16 protein-coding genes and 2 pseudogenes are annotated in these 14,920 nt (G+C 61.4%); 10 read left to right on the top strand and 8 right to left on the bottom strand.

The genetic code is table 11. The features are described 5' to 3' along the window. Positions 1-20 precede the first annotated feature (20 nt). The 4 genes from thrS to G9X67_RS12070 all read right to left on the bottom strand — a co-directional run bounded on the left by thrS (position 21) and on the right by G9X67_RS12070 (position 3,520). On the bottom strand, positions 21-2,006 hold the full coding sequence (thrS, locus tag G9X67_RS12085; RefSeq protein WP_171598750.1) for a threonine--tRNA ligase: 1,986 nt from the start codon (positions 2,004-2,006) through the stop codon (positions 21-23). A 124-nt stretch (positions 2,007-2,130) separates the two neighbouring features. Continuing rightward, positions 2,131-2,658, bottom strand: coding sequence for a DUF1697 domain-containing protein (locus tag G9X67_RS12080; RefSeq protein WP_062944392.1), 528 nt, complete (start codon positions 2,656-2,658; stop codon positions 2,131-2,133). 5 nt (positions 2,659-2,663) lie between these two features. Next, positions 2,664-3,068, bottom strand: coding sequence for a membrane protein insertion efficiency factor YidD (gene yidD / locus G9X67_RS12075; RefSeq protein ID WP_138329374.1), 405 nt, complete (start codon positions 3,066-3,068; stop codon positions 2,664-2,666). A gap of 5 nt (positions 3,069-3,073) precedes the next feature. Further along, positions 3,074-3,520 carry an iron-sulfur cluster assembly scaffold protein gene (locus tag G9X67_RS12070; RefSeq protein ID WP_017960560.1) on the bottom strand — a complete coding sequence of 149 codons (447 nt, stop codon included), beginning with the start codon at positions 3,518-3,520 and terminating at the stop codon, positions 3,074-3,076. A 307-nt stretch (positions 3,521-3,827) separates the two neighbouring features. Between G9X67_RS12070 and folE the strand changes: the two genes are divergently transcribed. From folE to G9X67_RS12055, 3 genes are all read left to right on the top strand, one after another. After that, on the top strand, positions 3,828-4,442 hold the full coding sequence (folE, locus tag G9X67_RS12065) for a GTP cyclohydrolase I FolE (RefSeq protein WP_017960561.1): 615 nt from the start codon (positions 3,828-3,830) through the stop codon (positions 4,440-4,442). A gap of 25 nt (positions 4,443-4,467) precedes the next feature. Next, the gene (gene hisI, locus G9X67_RS12060; protein ID WP_017964406.1) at positions 4,468-4,920 is read left to right on the top strand and encodes a phosphoribosyl-AMP cyclohydrolase; all 453 of its coding nucleotides are present in this window, start codon (positions 4,468-4,470) and stop codon (positions 4,918-4,920) included. A gap of 116 nt (positions 4,921-5,036) precedes the next feature. Next, positions 5,037-5,999, top strand: coding sequence for a patatin-like phospholipase family protein (locus G9X67_RS12055; protein WP_062944308.1), 963 nt, complete (start codon positions 5,037-5,039; stop codon positions 5,997-5,999). 68 nt (positions 6,000-6,067) lie between these two features. On the opposite strand, the gene G9X67_RS12050 is transcribed toward G9X67_RS12055, so the two are convergent. Then, positions 6,068-6,502, bottom strand: coding sequence for a CBS domain-containing protein (locus G9X67_RS12050; RefSeq protein ID WP_025394659.1), 435 nt, complete (start codon positions 6,500-6,502; stop codon positions 6,068-6,070). A 93-nt stretch (positions 6,503-6,595) separates the two neighbouring features. After that, on the bottom strand, positions 6,596-7,387 hold the full coding sequence (locus G9X67_RS12045) for a rhomboid family intramembrane serine protease (protein WP_171598749.1): 792 nt from the start codon (positions 7,385-7,387) through the stop codon (positions 6,596-6,598). A gap of 263 nt (positions 7,388-7,650) precedes the next feature. Here G9X67_RS12045 and G9X67_RS12040 point away from each other — a divergent pair, with 263 nt between their 5' ends. Continuing rightward, on the top strand, positions 7,651-8,295 hold the full coding sequence (locus G9X67_RS12040; RefSeq protein ID WP_138329372.1) for a PAS domain-containing protein: 645 nt from the start codon (positions 7,651-7,653) through the stop codon (positions 8,293-8,295). Positions 8,296-8,419: 124 nt separating this feature from the next. Continuing rightward, positions 8,420-9,031: a PilZ domain-containing protein gene (locus tag G9X67_RS12035; protein WP_003539887.1), complete on the top strand. Its 612-nt coding sequence runs from the start codon at positions 8,420-8,422 to the stop codon at positions 9,029-9,031. 316 nt (positions 9,032-9,347) lie between these two features. Here G9X67_RS12035 and G9X67_RS12030 read toward each other — a convergent pair. Next, a pseudogene (locus tag G9X67_RS12030) lies at positions 9,348-9,641 on the bottom strand (alpha/beta fold hydrolase); the annotation flags it as partial. Between the two features lie 6 nt (positions 9,642-9,647). Here G9X67_RS12030 and G9X67_RS12025 point away from each other — a divergent pair. The 5 genes and pseudogenes from G9X67_RS12025 to G9X67_RS12005 form a co-directional block, all read left to right on the top strand. Beyond that, positions 9,648-10,325: pseudogene (locus G9X67_RS12025) on the top strand (alpha/beta fold hydrolase); the annotation flags it as partial. A gap of 375 nt (positions 10,326-10,700) precedes the next feature. After that, positions 10,701-11,306 carry a transglutaminase-like cysteine peptidase gene (locus G9X67_RS12020; protein ID WP_011652094.1) on the top strand — a complete coding sequence of 202 codons (606 nt, stop codon included), beginning with the start codon at positions 10,701-10,703 and terminating at the stop codon, positions 11,304-11,306. A gap of 204 nt (positions 11,307-11,510) precedes the next feature. Continuing rightward, the gene (locus G9X67_RS12015; RefSeq protein ID WP_171598748.1) at positions 11,511-12,296 is read left to right on the top strand and encodes a hypothetical protein; all 786 of its coding nucleotides are present in this window, start codon (positions 11,511-11,513) and stop codon (positions 12,294-12,296) included. A gap of 134 nt (positions 12,297-12,430) precedes the next feature. After that, positions 12,431-14,002, top strand: coding sequence for a serine hydrolase (locus G9X67_RS12010; RefSeq protein WP_138389129.1), 1,572 nt, complete (start codon positions 12,431-12,433; stop codon positions 14,000-14,002). Positions 14,003-14,115: 113 nt separating this feature from the next. Beyond that, positions 14,116-14,391, top strand: coding sequence for a hypothetical protein (locus G9X67_RS12005; protein WP_003539905.1), 276 nt, complete (start codon positions 14,116-14,118; stop codon positions 14,389-14,391). Between the two features lie 90 nt (positions 14,392-14,481). Here the strand turns inward: G9X67_RS12005 and G9X67_RS12000 are convergent, their stop codons facing one another. Further along, a complete protein-coding gene (locus tag G9X67_RS12000) occupies positions 14,482-14,919 on the bottom strand; it encodes a DUF1489 family protein (RefSeq protein ID WP_003559632.1) in 438 nt (145 codons plus the stop codon). Position 14,920 lies beyond the last annotated feature (1 nt).

Below are 14,920 nucleotides of genomic sequence, written 5' to 3'. Positions count from 1 at the left end.
CTGTCGGTTCCTGGCTGTTTTCAGGCCGCCTTGGCTTTCCTTGCTTCGGCCTTGCGACGGATGTCGGGCGGCGTCGCTTCGAGGGCAAGGCTCTCGACGGCGGCGTCTAGCCCCATCGAAACCTGGTCCTGGCTGCCGAGGCGGCGGATGTTGACCGTGCGCTCCTCGGCCTCTTTCCTGCCGCAGACGATGATGACAGGAACCTTGGTGACCGAATGCTCGCGGACCTTGTAGTTGATCTTCTCGTTGCGGAAGTCGGTCTCGACGTTGAGGCCGGCCTCACGCAGCGCCTCGGCCACCTCAAGCCCGTAGGCGTCGGCTTCCGAGGTGATCGTTGCGACCACCACCTGCAGCGGCGATACCCAGAGCGGCATATGGCCCGCGAAGTTCTCGATCAGGATGCCGAGGAAACGCTCCATCGAGCCGCAGATGGCGCGATGGATCATCACCGGCTGCGTCTTTTCCGAGTTGCTGTCGATGTAGAAGGCGCCGAACCGTTCCGGCAGGTTGAAGTCGACCTGCGTCGTCCCGCACTGCCATTCGCGGCCGATCGCATCCTTCAGCGTATATTCGAACTTCGGCCCGTAGAAGGCGCCCTCACCCGGCAGGATGCCGGTCTTGATATTGTTGGACTGCTGCTGGATCGTCTCCAGCACGCCCATCATCACGCTTTCGGCGCGGTCCCAGAGATCATCCGAACCGACGCGCTTGTCCGGCCGGGTCGAGAGCTTGATGGTGACTTCATCGAAGCCGAAATCCTTGTAGACCGAAAGGATCAGATCGTTGATCTTCAGGCATTCGGCGGCCATCTGCTCGTCGGTGCAGAAGATATGGGCATCGTCCTGCGTGAAACCGCGCACGCGCATCAGCCCGTGCAGCGCGCCTGACGGTTCGTAGCGGTGGACATTGCCGAATTCGGCAAGCCTGATCGGCAGCTCGCGGTAGGATTTCAGCCCGTGCTTGAAGATCTGGATGTGGCCGGGGCAGTTCATCGGCTTCAGCGCGAAGACACGATCGTCGTCGGTGTCGTCGCCGGCAACAGTCACCTTGAACATGTTGTCGCGGTACCAGCCCCAGTGACCGGAGGTTTCCCACAGCGACTTGTCGAGCACCTGCGGCGCGTTGACTTCCTGATAGTCGCCGGCAAGCCGGCGGCGCATATAGGCAACCAGCGTCTGGAATACGCGCCAGCCCTTGCCGTGCCAGAAGACGACACCGGGACCTTCTTCCTGGAAATGGAAGAGATCCATCTCGCGGCCAAGGCGGCGATGATCGCGCTTTTCGGCTTCGGCAAGCATATGCAGGTAGTTGTCGAGTTCCGACTGTTCGGCGAAAGCCGTACCGTAGATGCGGCTCAACATCGGATTGTTGCTGTCGCCGCGCCAATAGGCGCCGGCCACCTTCAAGAGCTTGAAGGCGCTGCCGATCTGGCCGGTCGAGGCCATGTGTGGACCGCGGCAGAGGTCGAACCAGTCGCCCTGGTAATAGATCTTGAGATCCTGCCCTTCCGGGATCGCATCGACGAGTTCGACCTTGTACTGCTCGCCCTTGTCGGCGAAGACCTGTTTCGCCTTCTCGCGCGACCAGACCTGCTTGGTGAAGGCGGCGTTGTGGGCGATGATCTCCTTCATCTTCTTTTCGATCTTCGGCAGATCGTCGAGTGTGAAGGGCTCGTTCTTGGCGAAGTCGTAATAGAAGCCGTTTTCGATGACCGGGCCGATCGTCACCTGGGTGCCGGGCCAGAGCTCCTGCACTGCTTCGGCCATGACATGCGCCGCGTCATGGCGGATGAGTTCGAGCGCGCGGTCGTCATTGCGGGTGATGATCTCGATCCTGCCGGTCGTCACGGGATCGGAAAGGTCGCGCACGGTACCGTCAATCGCAACGGCGACCGCTTTTTTGGCGAGCGACTTGGAAATGGATTCGGCGACATCCCGGCCGGTTGCGCCGGCATCATAGCCGCGCACGGAACCATCGGGAAATGTCAGGGAAATAGCTTGGGACATCGAAATTCTCCTTGTCCAGTCCCGCCAACGAATGCGGGTGGTTGACATGAAAGCGCCTCCGCGGAGCTGAATGCGCAGCCGCCTGATAGCCAGATTTCCTGTCTGAGTAAAGAAAAAGCGGGGGTTATATAATCATTTCAGTCAGCCCGCGTACGGTGTTCCAGTTGCGCATCGTACCGACGCCGAGCCGCTTGGTCGTCAGCGCCGACAGCAGCTTGGATTGGCTCGGCTTGCCGGCGAAATCGATCCAGAGATCGCCGCCAACGACGGCGATGCGCTGTCCCTCCGTCATCAGTGGTTTCAGTGCCTCCACCTTCTTGGGATCGACCGGCAGACGCATCACCCGGACGATGACCTGGTCGCCATTGCCGTCCTTGAAGGGATTGGTGCTGCAAAGCGCCATCCAGGTGCAGTCGCTGCGCACGATGATATCGACATGTTTGCCGAACTTTTCTTCAAAGCCCTCTTCCAGATGGGTCTCGACTTCGTGCGGCCGCATCTCGTCGGCCTCGAAGACAAGATTGCCTGTGGAAACCAGCGTGCGCGGCTCGCGATAACCGAGCTCTTCGGCAAGTGCGCGCAAATCCTGCATGATGACGCGGCGGTCGGGTGTCAGGACAATGCTGTGCAGCAGGGCGATGAAGGTGCTCATGGCGCTCACCCTTTCTTCCGCCCGAGGGCGAGATAACGCCAGGGAGTCCACCAGCGCAAGCTGTCGCCGAGCATCTCCGGCACCTGGTCGAGGCCGCTGGTGCCGCCCGGGCCGCAGCGGCCGACGCGAAACAGCGTCATCCAGCCGCCGGCCCAAAGGCCGTGGCGGGCGATCGACTCGTAGCCATATTCGGAGCATGTCGGGATATGGCGGCAGGAATTGCCGACAAAGCCGGAAAGCGTCAGCTGATAGAGGCGGATCAGCCCCATGCCGAGCAGCCGGTCGGGCGTCTTGCGGAACGGACCGGTATAGTTGCGGGAAGTGCGTGCGGCCTTTGCGCGCGGCTTTGCTGATCCGGCGGCACCGCCGTCGTCCTCATCATCGGCCTGCCGAACGCAGAACTCGCACATGTCAGTTACGCCTCGACAACTTCCGCCCGTTTCGCCTCGATCTGCCCGATCGCATCGACGACGGCATCGAAGGTCAGCATCGTCGAGGCATGGCGGGCCTTGTAGTCCCGCACCGGCAGCAGATAGCGCATGTCTTCGAATCGTCCATGAGGCCCCGCCCCGTCCGCCTTCAACATGGCGAGCATGTCCTGGCGGGCCTGGCGCAATTCGTCCGATGTGGCGCCGACGACATGGCGGGCCATGATCGAGGACGAGGCCTGGCCGAGCGCGCAGGCCTTCACGTCATGAGCAAAACCGGTCACGGTGTCGCCATCCATCTTCAGCCAGATCCGCACCTTCGAGCCGCAGAGCTTGGAATGGGCCTGGGCGCTCGCATCGGCATCATCAAGCGTGCCGGTCAGCGGAATATTGCCGGCGAATTCGAGGATCTTGCTGTTGTAGATATCGTCCATGCTGGATTTCCGCTCCAAAATCGCTGCGGATCGGCCTCTGTGGGGGCGCTATTGTCGTCAAAACAAAAAACACACCGTGTCGTGTGAGGATACTTACATACGATGGCCGTCTTCCTATATGTATGTCGTTCGAAGGCCATGAAAATGCAATGGCCTGGTGTAAGTTTGATTGGGAAACCGTGCCGGACGGGCTAAACTTGCCCTGAAAGCCCCGGAGCCTGCCAAAGGTGCATGAATTCCCGCATGGGATTGACCAGTGGCGATTCCGACAGATGGGTCCGCGGTGCGGGCCAGGAGACCATTGTTCATGGACGCCATCGTAAAGAACTTTCCGCAGACGAACCGCGACTCGGATCGCCCCTCCCAGCAGGAGGCTGAGGAAGCCGTTCGCGTTCTGCTGCGCTGGGCCGGTGACGACCCGACGCGTGAAGGCCTGCTCGAAACGCCGGCCCGCGTCGTCAAATCGTACCGCGAGCTTTTTTCCGGTTACGACATGGCGGCGGAAGACGTGCTCGGTCGCACCTTCGAAGAAGTCGCCGGTTACGATGACATGGTTCTCGTCAAGGATATTCCGTTCTACTCGCATTGCGAACACCACATGGTTCCGATCATCGGCAAGGCCCACGTCGCCTACATGCCGGACGGGCGCGTGCTCGGCCTGTCGAAGATTGCCCGTGTCGTCGAGATCTATGGCCGCCGCCTGCAGACGCAGGAAACGATGACCGCGCAGATCGCCCGGGCCATCGACGATACGCTTAATCCGCGCGGTGTCGCGGTGTTGATCGAGGCCGAACATATGTGCATGGCGATGCGCGGCGTTCAGAAGCAGGGCTCGACCACGTTGACGACGACGTTTACGGGAACGTTCAAGACTGAGCCGGCCGATCAGGCCCGTTTCATGACCATGGTGCGGAGCCGCTGATACCGGCTCCCTCAGGAGGGCCGCGATGAGTCAACTGATCTTCAATCAACCATCCGAGGACAAGTCGGCGTTGGAAGACGCCGGCGATTTCACGCCGCGTTTCGACGACCGCGGCCTGATCACCGCGATCGTCACCGATGCCGGCGACGGTGAGCTGCTGATGGTGGCGCATATGAATGCCCAGGCGCTGGCGCTGACCATCCAGACCGGCACGGCGCACTATTTCAGCCGTTCGCGCGGCAAGCTCTGGAAGAAAGGCGAAACCTCGGGCAATCTCCAGACGGTGAAGGAAATCCGCACCGATTGCGATCAGGACGCCATCTGGCTGAAGGTCGAGGTCGCCGGCCACGACGCTACCTGTCACACCGGCCGCCGCTCCTGCTTCTACCGGACGATCACGCTTCGAGACGGAAAGCCGATGCTTGATATCGTTGACGACGAGCTTCATTTCGATCCGCAGGATGTCTACGGAAAATAGCCTGAAATTCCTGGCATTTGCTCCTTATTGCGCCAGAAACCGCATCTCTATACCATTTGGAAACTGATCGGGCACACTATCGAAAATCAAGTGTTCTGCTGGGAGGGGAGAGCGCCATGCTGAGCTGGAGTCTGCATCGTCAAAGCTCTGAAGGCGAGGGTTCCGATTCCGGCATGTCGACCACGCTCGATATGCTCCCGCCTCCTGCGCCTCAAAAGAAAATCAAGATCGCGCTGGCACTCGGCGGCGGCGCTGCCCGCGGCTGGGCCCATATCGGCGTGCTGCGCGCCCTCGACGAGGCAAAGGTCGAGATCGGCATGATTGCCGGCACCTCGATCGGCGCGCTGGTCGGCGGCTGCTATCTTGCCGGCAAGCTCGATGAACTCGAAAGCTTCGCGCGCTCGCTGACGATGCGCCGCATCGCAAGTCTCCTCGATCTCACCATCGGCGGCAGCGGCCTGTTCGGCGGCATGCGGCTGACCAAGCGCATGCAGGAACATCTCGAAGGCCTGAACGTCGAGGATCTCGACCGGCCGTTCGTCGCGGTCGCGGCCGAGGTCAATACCGGCCATGAGGTCTGGATTGCCAACGGTTCGCTGATTACGGCGCTGCGCGCCTCCTATGCCCTGCCCGGCATTTTCGAGCCGGTGCGCAGCAATCACCGCACGCTGGTCGACGGCGCACTGGTCAATCCCGTCCCCGTCTCCGTCTGCCGCGCCTACGAACAGCCGCTCGTCGTCGCCGTCAATCTCAACTACGATCTCTACGGCCGCTCGGCCGTCGTCCGGCACAATGCCAGCCTCTCGCCGCAGGAAGTGCAGAAACAGGAAGAGGCGCCCTATGCGCGCCTCGGCATGACCGGCGTCATGGTGCAGGCCTTCAACATCATCCAGGACAGGATCGCCCGGGCCCGCCTTGCCGGCGACCCGCCGGATATTTCGCTGCAGCCGCGTCTCAGCTATATCGGCCTTTCCGAATTCCACCGGGCCGGCGAGGCGATCGAACGCGGCTACGAGGAGGCCAGAGCCCGGCTCCCCGAGATCAAGCGCATGCAGGAAGTCTACGCAAGCAACCCCTGATGCACGTCGTCCAAAAGCGCGTGGCGGTTTGGGACGACGAGACTAGTCTAGCGAAGCACGCGAAAACCTCAGCCGGCGATATAGGCCTTGATTTCCTCGGCCTCACGCTCCACTTCGGCGATACGCGATTTCACCACGTCCCCGATCGAGATGATGCCGGCAAGCTTGCCGTTGCTTTCCACCGGCACGTGACGGAAACGTCGGCTGGTCATCAGTTCCATCAACTCGTTGACGGTCGTCTCCTCATGGCAGCGGTAGACCTTTGCGGTCATGACCTGAGCCAGCGGTTGGTCGAGGCCTTCCTTGCCGTGTTTGGCGATCGCATGCACGAGATCGCGCTCGGTGAACATGCCCGAAATCCGGTTCTCCATGCCGACGACGACGATGGCGCCGATCTTCTTTTTGCTGAGGATGGCGGCCGCCTCGGCGACGGTGGCGTTCGGCCCGGCGGTGACGACGTCCCTGCCCTTCAGGTCGAGGATTGCTTTGACTGAACTGGTCATTCGAACCTCCTATGTCCGTGAAACACTTGTCACAGGCATCCGCGGCGGTTTCTCCCCCCGGCACGGATATAGGTCGATGGTGCACTGCCCGGCTCAGGATTGCAACACATCCTTCTCGGTTCCGTCAGGTTCCATCACCGGCGGGCGCGGCGCCCGGTCGAACAGCGAAAACAGCAGGAAGCCGAAGACGAAGCCGCCGATATGCGCGTCCCAGGCAATCGCCTGGTCGCTGTCGCCGACGAGCGGGATGCCGACAGCGATTAACGCATTGCCGACCAGCCAGAGCAGCATGAAGATGATGACGGTGCGGCTCTTCAGCGCCTCGACGATGGAAAGCCGGGGATTGAGATGCGCTGGCAGCATCGGCCGCCGTTCGGCCGGAAAGGCGAATCGGCAGGCGGCCCCCATCAGCCCGGAGATGACGCCCGACGCACCGATCAGCAGCGACACGTCTCCCCAGTTCAGGGCCGCGTGCAGAATGGCGGATGCGACGGCGGAAAAAACCCAGAAGAGCACGAAACGCAGCGTCCCGATGCGGCGCACGACCGGCGCGCCGAAGGCCATCAGCCAGAAGGCGTTGAAGAGGATATGCTGGACGCTGCCGTGCAGCAGCGAATAGGTGACGGGCGTCCAGAACAGTTCCGGCCCCTGCTGCGACAGCGGAATCACATAGCGGGCGGGAACGAAGCCGAAGGTGAAGAACAGCCAGTTCATCGCATCGTCGGAGAGCAGGAGTTCCTGCACCGCATAAATGACACCAAGCAGGCAAAGGCTGAAGAACAGCGCCGGCGGAAGGTTGAAGACCGGTTCGCGCGGTCGCCGTGCCGGCGGCTGGACCTCGGGAGGTTCGGGCGCCTTATGCGGCTCGGCCGTCTGCTCATTCATCTGTGTTTTGCCTCGTTGAGGCCACAGCCATACAGGAGCGACTGTCAAAAAAAAAGCCGTCCGAAGGGCCGGACGGCGTACCGGGAGCTCCAGGAAAGACCTCGGCCCGGGCAGGTTGTGCTGAACTTCGAAAGTCGAAGCGATGGCAGGACAGTGTCACGACGGGCACTGCATCTCAACCGAAACCATCTCTTAACCTTAACCGCCGGGATCTGGCATGAAATCCGCAAGGTAGAGCCTGTAAGGGCAATGACTGCCCGAAAATGCTCCGGAATGGGACAGGTTGGTGTGAAATGCGTGTGCAAACGACCATCGAAATTTTTGACTACTGGAACCGTATCCGCGGCGCTGCCGATGCGCCGCTGAAATCACAGGTCGAACCCTCCGCCGTCCCCCACCTGCTCCAAAGTCTGTTCATTCTTGAGAAGCGCGAGGGCGGAGACATCGGTTTCCGGCTCGCCGGCACCCGCATCTGTGATCTCTTTGGGCGTGACCTGCGCGGCGAACGTTTTTCGTCTCTCTGGGCAAATGGTCAGCTCGCGGACATCGAACGCACGGCGATGGGCGTCATGGACCACGCCATGCCGGCCCTGTTCAACGCCACCGGCTACAGCACTGTCGGTCATCAGGCCTCCTTCGAGATTATCATGATGCCGCTGCGTTCGCCGGACGGCGCCTGCGACCGTTTGCTCGGCGCGATCGCGCCGGCAGCGGCCGCGAGCTGGCTGGAGATCGTGCCGCTCGAATTCCTGGCGCTCGACCGCAGCCGCCTGCTGCCCGAAAAATTCGACAAGGCAGCACCGACCGAACCGCGCCCCATCAATAGGATCGTCGCTGGCAAAAGCATCCATTTCGGCCAGGTCATGCGCCGCATGGTGTCGCAGCTGCTGAGCGCGGAGGCGCGCTGACAATCCCATTTCGGCACATCCGGCATACTCGTTTTCCGCTATATGGGGATCGGGCAAAACAACCTTCTGTTAATGGATTGTGGGTAAAGATCGGTCTCTGCGATTTTCATGAAGAAGCCCTTTGATGCACTCGTTCCAGCCAGCTCAGACGCAACGACCTGCGCCGCGCCCTGAACAGGGCGTTTTTCAGCGCGTGCCCATCAACATGCAGGGCCGGCTGATGCTTGCGAACTACGAGGAATTCGAATGCATGGTGATCGACATGTCGCCTGGCGATATGTACGTCACCTGCCTCGGCCGGCCGCGCGCCAACGAACGCGTCGTCGCCTATATTGACCATCTCGGCCGCGTCGAAGGCTATGTCCAGACGATCGATGGCCGCGGTTTCACCATGTCGATCAATGCCACCGACCGGAAGCGCGAGAAGCTCGCGGCCCAGCTCACCTGGCTTGCCAACAAGCACGAGCTCGGCCTGCCCGAGGATCGCCGCCACGACCGTCTGACGCCACGCGACACGAAGACCGAGCTGACGCTCGAGGACGGCACGCGTTATTCCTGCCGCATCATGGACCTTTCGCTGTCGGGCGCTGCCGTCGACGTCGAGATGCGCCCTTCGATCGGAACGGCCGTGCGCCTCGGCAATATGCGTGGTCGCGTCGTGCGCCACTTCGTCGAAGGCGTGGCGATCGAATTCCTGTCGATCCAGTCCCGCGAGACGCTGCGCGAATTCCTTTAACAGCTGCTGAAATGACGCTGCCCTCCGGTGCGCACCCGGTCAGGTCGCGTTGAAAACGCCCGCCCTTCACGGCAGGAGATTTGCAAGCGGCAACGAATCTGGCTTTGGAAAGAAGCCGCGAAATCCTGTCGCAAGTCGTTCCACCCAGTCGTTAGACAACATTATGAGTGGAACAAGCTGCGACACCGATCGGCACGCAATAAGGTTGCGCAAAATTGTGCAGTGATTTTGCGTCCGGGAATGCCCTGCCCTCGCCCGTCGTCATCCATTCGTCACGGATATGACGGATAAGGCCCGCCTTAATTCGAGAGGCGCGTCCGAGATGGGCCTGCAGCCGCTCGATGTCCGCAACGAGATGCCAGGTGGTATTGACGGAGAGATCGGTTTTAGGATCGGCAGCACTCGGCAGGCTGCGGCCGCAATTGCGCTGATCGAACAGAATGATTCGGTAGGCGTCGGGATCGAAATAGCTCCGCGCCGCGGTCGAGCAGCCGGAGCCCGGCCCGCCATGCAGCACCAGCGCCGGCCTGCCCGCCGGATTGCCGCAGACCTCCCAATAGATCAGATTGCCGTCGCCCGTATCGAGCTGACCATGATCATGGGGTTCGATTTCGGGATAAAGAGCTGACTCGGCATCGACAGCTGGCTCCTTTTCGGCAATTCCTGGGGTTCGACACTGGCGCTGGCCTATGCCGAAACCCATCCGGAGCGCGTCGCAGCGATCGTCCTGTCAGGCGTGACCACCACCCGGCGTTCGGAAATCGACTGGCTCTGTCGCGGCATGGCGCCACTCTTTCCGGAGGAATGGCACCGTTTCCGCCAGGTGATTCCCGCAGACAGCCAAGGACGAGACGAGGACATCGTCGCCGCCTATCATCGTCTTCTCAACGATCCGGATCCGGAAACGCGCTTCAAGGCGGCGCGTGACTGGCATGATTGGGAGGCGGCCTCGATTCTGCTTGCCGATCCCCAAGGCCTGCCACGCCGCTGGGCCGATCCGGCCTATATGCTCACGCGCGCCCGCATCATCACCCATTACTTCAGCAATGGCGCCTGGCTGGAGGACGGCCAGCTCTTGAAGAACGCCGCTCGGCTCATCGGCATTCCCGGTATCCTGCTGCAGGGAAGGCTCGACATCGAGGCGCCGCTCGTCACCGCCTGGGAACTGGCCCGCGCCTGGCCGCAAAGCGAGCTCACCATCCTTCCGCATGCTGCCCATTCCACCGCAAATCCCGATATGAGCGCGGCGATTGTGGCTGCCACCGATCGATTTCGCGACTTTCCTCAAAAATAATTTTCCCGCCCGGATCGGCGATCTAAGCGATATTCTGCTTTTGAACCAGCCGAATCGGCCCATTCCGGCGGCATCGCCGGTCGGCTACGCGCTGCCGCAGATCGCCAGCACACTGCTGAGATTTACCCGGCTCAACGAAAATCCTTAACATCAGGACGGCAACGCAGCGTTTTCGCGGGCGAAAGCCTTGTTGCGTCGATTACAATTTTAATCGATTTCAAGACAAATCCGCGTCAAATTTTATGCGCATTCGAATCTGTTTTTAGTCGAGTTTTCTCGGCATTTGAATCAACTAAGCCTTTAATTATATTACGTAATTTTGCGTGAGATAAAAACGTCTGTGCCATTGTCACCTCAACTTACGGGGAGACGGCAATGACAACTGCGAACATCCTGAAAGGCGGCCTTCTGGCCGGTGCCATCATGATGGCAATGGCGGGTTCGGGACAGGCGATGCCCGCCAGCATGGCCCTGGCAGGCAATGCCAGCCCGCCGATCGGACACTACGAATTCTGCAAGGCGAATCCGACGGAATGTGTCGAAGTCGGCGGCGATGCCGGACCGGCCATTCTCACAGAGGATCGCTGGAAGGAAATTCTCAAGGTCAACTACACTGTCAATTCGACGATCCAGCCGATGACGGATGAGCAGATCTACGGGGTCGAGGAGCGCTGGGCCTATCCGCGCACCGTAGGCGACTGCGAGGATTACGCCCTGCTGAAGCGCAAGATGCTGATCGACGACGGTTTCTCGCCGTCCGACACGCTGATAACAGTCGTGCTGCAGCCGAATGGCGAAGGCCATGCCGTGCTGACTGTTCGTACCGATCATGGCGACTTCATTCTCGACAACATGCGCAACAAGGTTCTGCTGTGGTCGGACACCGAATACACCTATCTGAAGCGCCAGTCCGCCGACGATCCGGCCCGCTGGTCGAAGCTTCAGGACGGCCGCGCTGTCGCAGTCGGTAGCGTCAAGTAAGAACAGCCTGCCGGCCATTGCCGGTTGTTGCCTGCGGCCCGGTCAGTCCCCGCATCCCGTCCCCGACCGGTGCCCAAGAGCCGTTCCCGCTGTCCCGGGAACGGCTCGCCCCCTTTCGGGGCTTAGCCCACCAGCATCTTAGCGAATTATTAACCCTGCCGGTCAGATCATCGCGATGAGAATCATCATCGGCACCGGCGGCTCATGTTCTTCCTGCGGCGGACCGAAACGCGAAGAACCGCCATGAGCCATGCCGCGCACAGCGCACCCGACGAGCAGCCGCTTCTTTCCATGGGGTTTCTCCTCCGCACGATGGCGGTGATCTCAGTCATGGCGGTCCTGACTGTTGCCATCAGCATCGGCGGCCGTTGGTTCGGCCAGCATATCTCGCTTGCCGGCAACACCGACAGCACGGTGGAAATCCAGCTGGCCATCGGCCGCGACACCGTGAAATTCCCCGAGAATGTCATCCGTTTCCCGAGTCAAAGGCATGAAGGCGCCGCCGAGCGCGTCGATCTCTACCTCGCCTGGCCTGAAATGCAGGGTTACGGCAAGGAAAATCACCTACGATTCGACGATATCGCTCAATCCTCCGGACTGATCTTCCTGCAGATCACCCAGAGCACCATGTCGCGCGACATGTCCGGGCGGCTGGAGCCGATCTATTCGCATCTGCTCGAAGGACCTGCGGAGCCCTTCCGCGACGGGCTGACGCTGCACCGTCTTCGCGCCGATGCGGGTTACGGCGACGAGGTGCTGCTGACGGCGCCCGTCAAGGGCGGGCCGGATTACGTCGTGCGCTGCATATTGCCGTCAGCCCCGGATAAGGCAGCGGGCGGAGATTGTCAGCGCGATATCAAAGTCGGTCGAGATCTCAGCGTTCTCTACCGCTTCTCAAGCAGCCATCTCGACGACTGGGAACATATTGATGCCGCTATCCGCACCTTTGTAGACGCGCGTCTTGTGAACCGTTCTGCGACAAGTCCCTAAAATGCTCTCCGGACAGCGAAATAAAGGATTCATCATAAACGGATTGGTAACGCCCAACCGGTAATTTTAGAAGACGAGCTGTGCGGCGGGAGGTGTGCGGTTCCTGCCAAAAACTGAAGTGCCAAATATCTGAAATGCAAGCGAAGAGTGGAATAGTGTCAAGGTCAGTCTCCTCCGTATCATCGTCCCGATCCGGCAGTTTTTTCGCAAGGCTGCTGGCGGTCCTTTCGGTGGCCATCACGATCGTTGTGGTCGATTCGGTGAATGCCGACGCGGAAGCGGCAAATCCGAAATATGCAGGCATCGTCGTCGACGCCAAGACCGGCAACGTTCTCTACAGTGAGAACGCCGACCGGCTGCAATACCCCGCCTCCCTGACCAAGATGATGACCCTCTACATGACCTTCGAGGCATTGGAGCAGGGTCGCATCCGTCTCGATACGCCGGTTCCCTTCTCCGCCCATGCGTCAGCCCAGGCGCCGACCAAGCTCGGCGTCCGCGCCGGCGGTACGATCACCGTCGAGCAGGGCATTCTCGGTCTCGTCACCCTGTCGGCCAATGATGCGGCAACGGCGCTCGGCGAGATGCTGGGCGGCGGCAGCGAGGATCGCTTCGCCCAATTGATGACCGCCAAGGCGCATGCGCTCGGCATGACGCGCACCACCTATCGCAATGCCAACGGCCTGCCGAATACGGCGCAGATGACGACAGCGCGCGACCAGGCCCGCCTCGGCATCGCCCTTCGCCAGCATTTCCCGCAATATTACGGCTATTTCTCTACCCGTGCCTTCAAGTTCGGCAGCCGGACGATCCGCAGCCACAACCGCCTGGTCGGTTCAGTGCGCGGCGTCGACGGCATCAAGACCGGTTACACGCGGGCTGCCGGTTTCAATCTGGTCAGCTCGGTGCAGGTCGATGGCAAAACGATCGTCGGCGTCGTGATGGGTGGCGCCTCGACGCCTGCCCGCGATGCCCAGATGCGCAATCTGATCGCCACCTATCTGCCGAAGGCATCGAGCCGTGGCGGATCGTCGGCGCTGATCGCCCAGGCAGCCCCTGCCCCGGCGATGATCGTGACGCCGGCTCCGGTCCAGCCCAAGAAGGCTCAGCAAATGGCGAAGACCATCACCGCAGCCCAGCCGCCGGTTTCGGCAGCCGCTGCCGATCTCAGCCTGCCGCACAAAGGCCCGCTGCCGGATGCGCGCTATCAGGTCGCCGAGACCGAGGTCGCCTATGCCGAGACCGCTGCGCCGAATTCCGACAATCCGCTGGTAGCCCAGCCGATGCCGGCGCCGACCAAGGTCAAGACCATGACCTTCAAGCAGCAGGCAGCGGTCGCCGCACCAAAGCCGACGCCCGCATCTATGCCGACGGAACAGGGCGAGACGTCGGTCGATAACCTCACCACTGCGTCGACCACTCCCTCCCCGACTCGTGCTGCTTCAACCAGCAACGGTCCGACCGGCTGGGTGGTGCAAGTCGGCGTCTCGCCGAGCCGGCAGATGGCCATGGACCTCCTGGAGGGCGCCAAGAGCAAGGGCGGCAAGGCATTGGCCTCGGCAAAACCTTTCGCGGTCGCCTACGCCGCTGGTGGTGACCAGCTTTACCGCGCCCGCTTCGGCGGCTTCGATGATCAGCGCGATGCCGTCAACGCCTGCAAGGCCTTGAAGAAGGCCGGCATCAAGTGCTGGGCGGCTGCCCAATGAGCTATTCGATGCTGCCTGCAAGATGGCCGGCGGCATCGGTGACGGCCGGAATCGGTGTTTGCGTTTCCGGCCACCGTTCTTGAACTCGATCAGTATTGCGTACGGGGAAAACAATGGCGATCAATGAGAATGTTCCGGGAATGCCTTCAGACCGTCGCATGGCGGCCAAGGGGCGCTCATCTCTGCATCCGCTGCACGAGGCGGCTTTGCGCCTCGCCGAGATCGGCCTGCAACGGCCGAAGGCGAAGTCTCCGAAGACCCGGGATCTCATCAATCTGCTGCTGTGCCATGGTGCACGCGCCTGGCGCTATTCCCAGCCTGAAGCCCGCATCCATCTGCATGTGACCTCGCCGGACGGCAGCGCGCCGGTGCAGTTGCGCCTGCGCTGAACTGCACAGGACCGCGCGCCCGAAAGGCCGCGCGGAGGACGTTCAATCCACACATGAACCTTTCCGGAAATCGGCTCCGATTTTCGGGGATTAGAGCAGACCAAGGTCCGTAAGCTCGCGGCGGAGATCCGCGGGCATTTCGGCAATGCCGGCGCCGAGGCTTGTCAGGTCGCGCGGCACGTCGTCCTCAGTGTAATAACGCCAGCCCTGGAAGGGACGTTTCGGCTGTACGGCCGTCTCTATGACCTCCGGGCCGAGCATCAGGCGGCAGCGCGAAATCCCCTCGCCGTCGGTGAAGGTCTCGATGTCGAGCAGCTTCTGCCGGGCCTGCACCTGCCCCTTGATCACCCAGTAGAGCGAGCCGCCGTCAAGCAGTTCCTCCATACGCTTCGGCGCCATGCGCGTCGTATGCACCGAATGCGGCTCGAGCCCGGCGGCGATGGCGCGCAGCGAGCGTTCCGCCACCCATTCGCGCAGGTCGTCTATCGAGTCGGCGCCGACACAGAGTTTGATGAGATGCAATGCCATG

This window comes from Rhizobium sp. WYCCWR 11152 (assembly GCF_013087615.1).
In the GTDB taxonomy this organism is placed as follows: Bacteria; Pseudomonadota; Alphaproteobacteria; order Rhizobiales; family Rhizobiaceae; genus Rhizobium; species Rhizobium indicum.
The sequence above is the reverse complement of the archived record's forward strand: the minus strand, read 5'-3'. Positions and strand labels throughout refer to the sequence as shown.

Excerpts from the sequence above, each read along its gene's own strand:
- G9X67_RS12015 (WP_171598748.1), top strand. The coding sequence starts at position 11,511 with ATGTTCTTCCTGCGGCGGACCGAAACGCGAAGAACCGCCATGAGCCAT.
- yidD (WP_138329374.1), bottom strand. The coding sequence starts at position 3,068 with ATGTGCGAGTTCTGCGTTCGGCAGGCCGATGATGAGGACGACGGCGGT.
- G9X67_RS12000 (WP_003559632.1), bottom strand. The coding sequence starts at position 14,919 with ATGGCATTGCATCTCATCAAACTCTGTGTCGGCGCCGACTCGATAGAC.
- G9X67_RS12050 (WP_025394659.1), bottom strand. The coding sequence starts at position 6,502 with ATGACCAGTTCAGTCAAAGCAATCCTCGACCTGAAGGGCAGGGACGTC.
- G9X67_RS12020 (WP_011652094.1), top strand. The coding sequence starts at position 10,701 with ATGACAACTGCGAACATCCTGAAAGGCGGCCTTCTGGCCGGTGCCATC.
- G9X67_RS12040 (WP_138329372.1), top strand. The coding sequence starts at position 7,651 with ATGCTCCGGAATGGGACAGGTTGGTGTGAAATGCGTGTGCAAACGACC.
- G9X67_RS12055 (WP_062944308.1), top strand. The coding sequence starts at position 5,037 with ATGCTGAGCTGGAGTCTGCATCGTCAAAGCTCTGAAGGCGAGGGTTCC.
- G9X67_RS12010 (WP_138389129.1), top strand. The coding sequence starts at position 12,431 with ATGCAAGCGAAGAGTGGAATAGTGTCAAGGTCAGTCTCCTCCGTATCA.
- G9X67_RS12035 (WP_003539887.1), top strand. The coding sequence starts at position 8,420 with ATGCACTCGTTCCAGCCAGCTCAGACGCAACGACCTGCGCCGCGCCCT.
- folE (WP_017960561.1), top strand. The coding sequence starts at position 3,828 with ATGGACGCCATCGTAAAGAACTTTCCGCAGACGAACCGCGACTCGGAT.
- hisI (WP_017964406.1), top strand. The coding sequence starts at position 4,468 with ATGAGTCAACTGATCTTCAATCAACCATCCGAGGACAAGTCGGCGTTG.
- thrS (WP_171598750.1), bottom strand. The coding sequence starts at position 2,006 with ATGTCCCAAGCTATTTCCCTGACATTTCCCGATGGTTCCGTGCGCGGC.
- G9X67_RS12080 (WP_062944392.1), bottom strand. The coding sequence starts at position 2,658 with ATGAGCACCTTCATCGCCCTGCTGCACAGCATTGTCCTGACACCCGAC.
- G9X67_RS12070 (WP_017960560.1), bottom strand. The coding sequence starts at position 3,520 with ATGGACGATATCTACAACAGCAAGATCCTCGAATTCGCCGGCAATATT.
- G9X67_RS12045 (WP_171598749.1), bottom strand. The coding sequence starts at position 7,387 with ATGAATGAGCAGACGGCCGAGCCGCATAAGGCGCCCGAACCTCCCGAG.
- G9X67_RS12005 (WP_003539905.1), top strand. The coding sequence starts at position 14,116 with ATGGCGATCAATGAGAATGTTCCGGGAATGCCTTCAGACCGTCGCATG.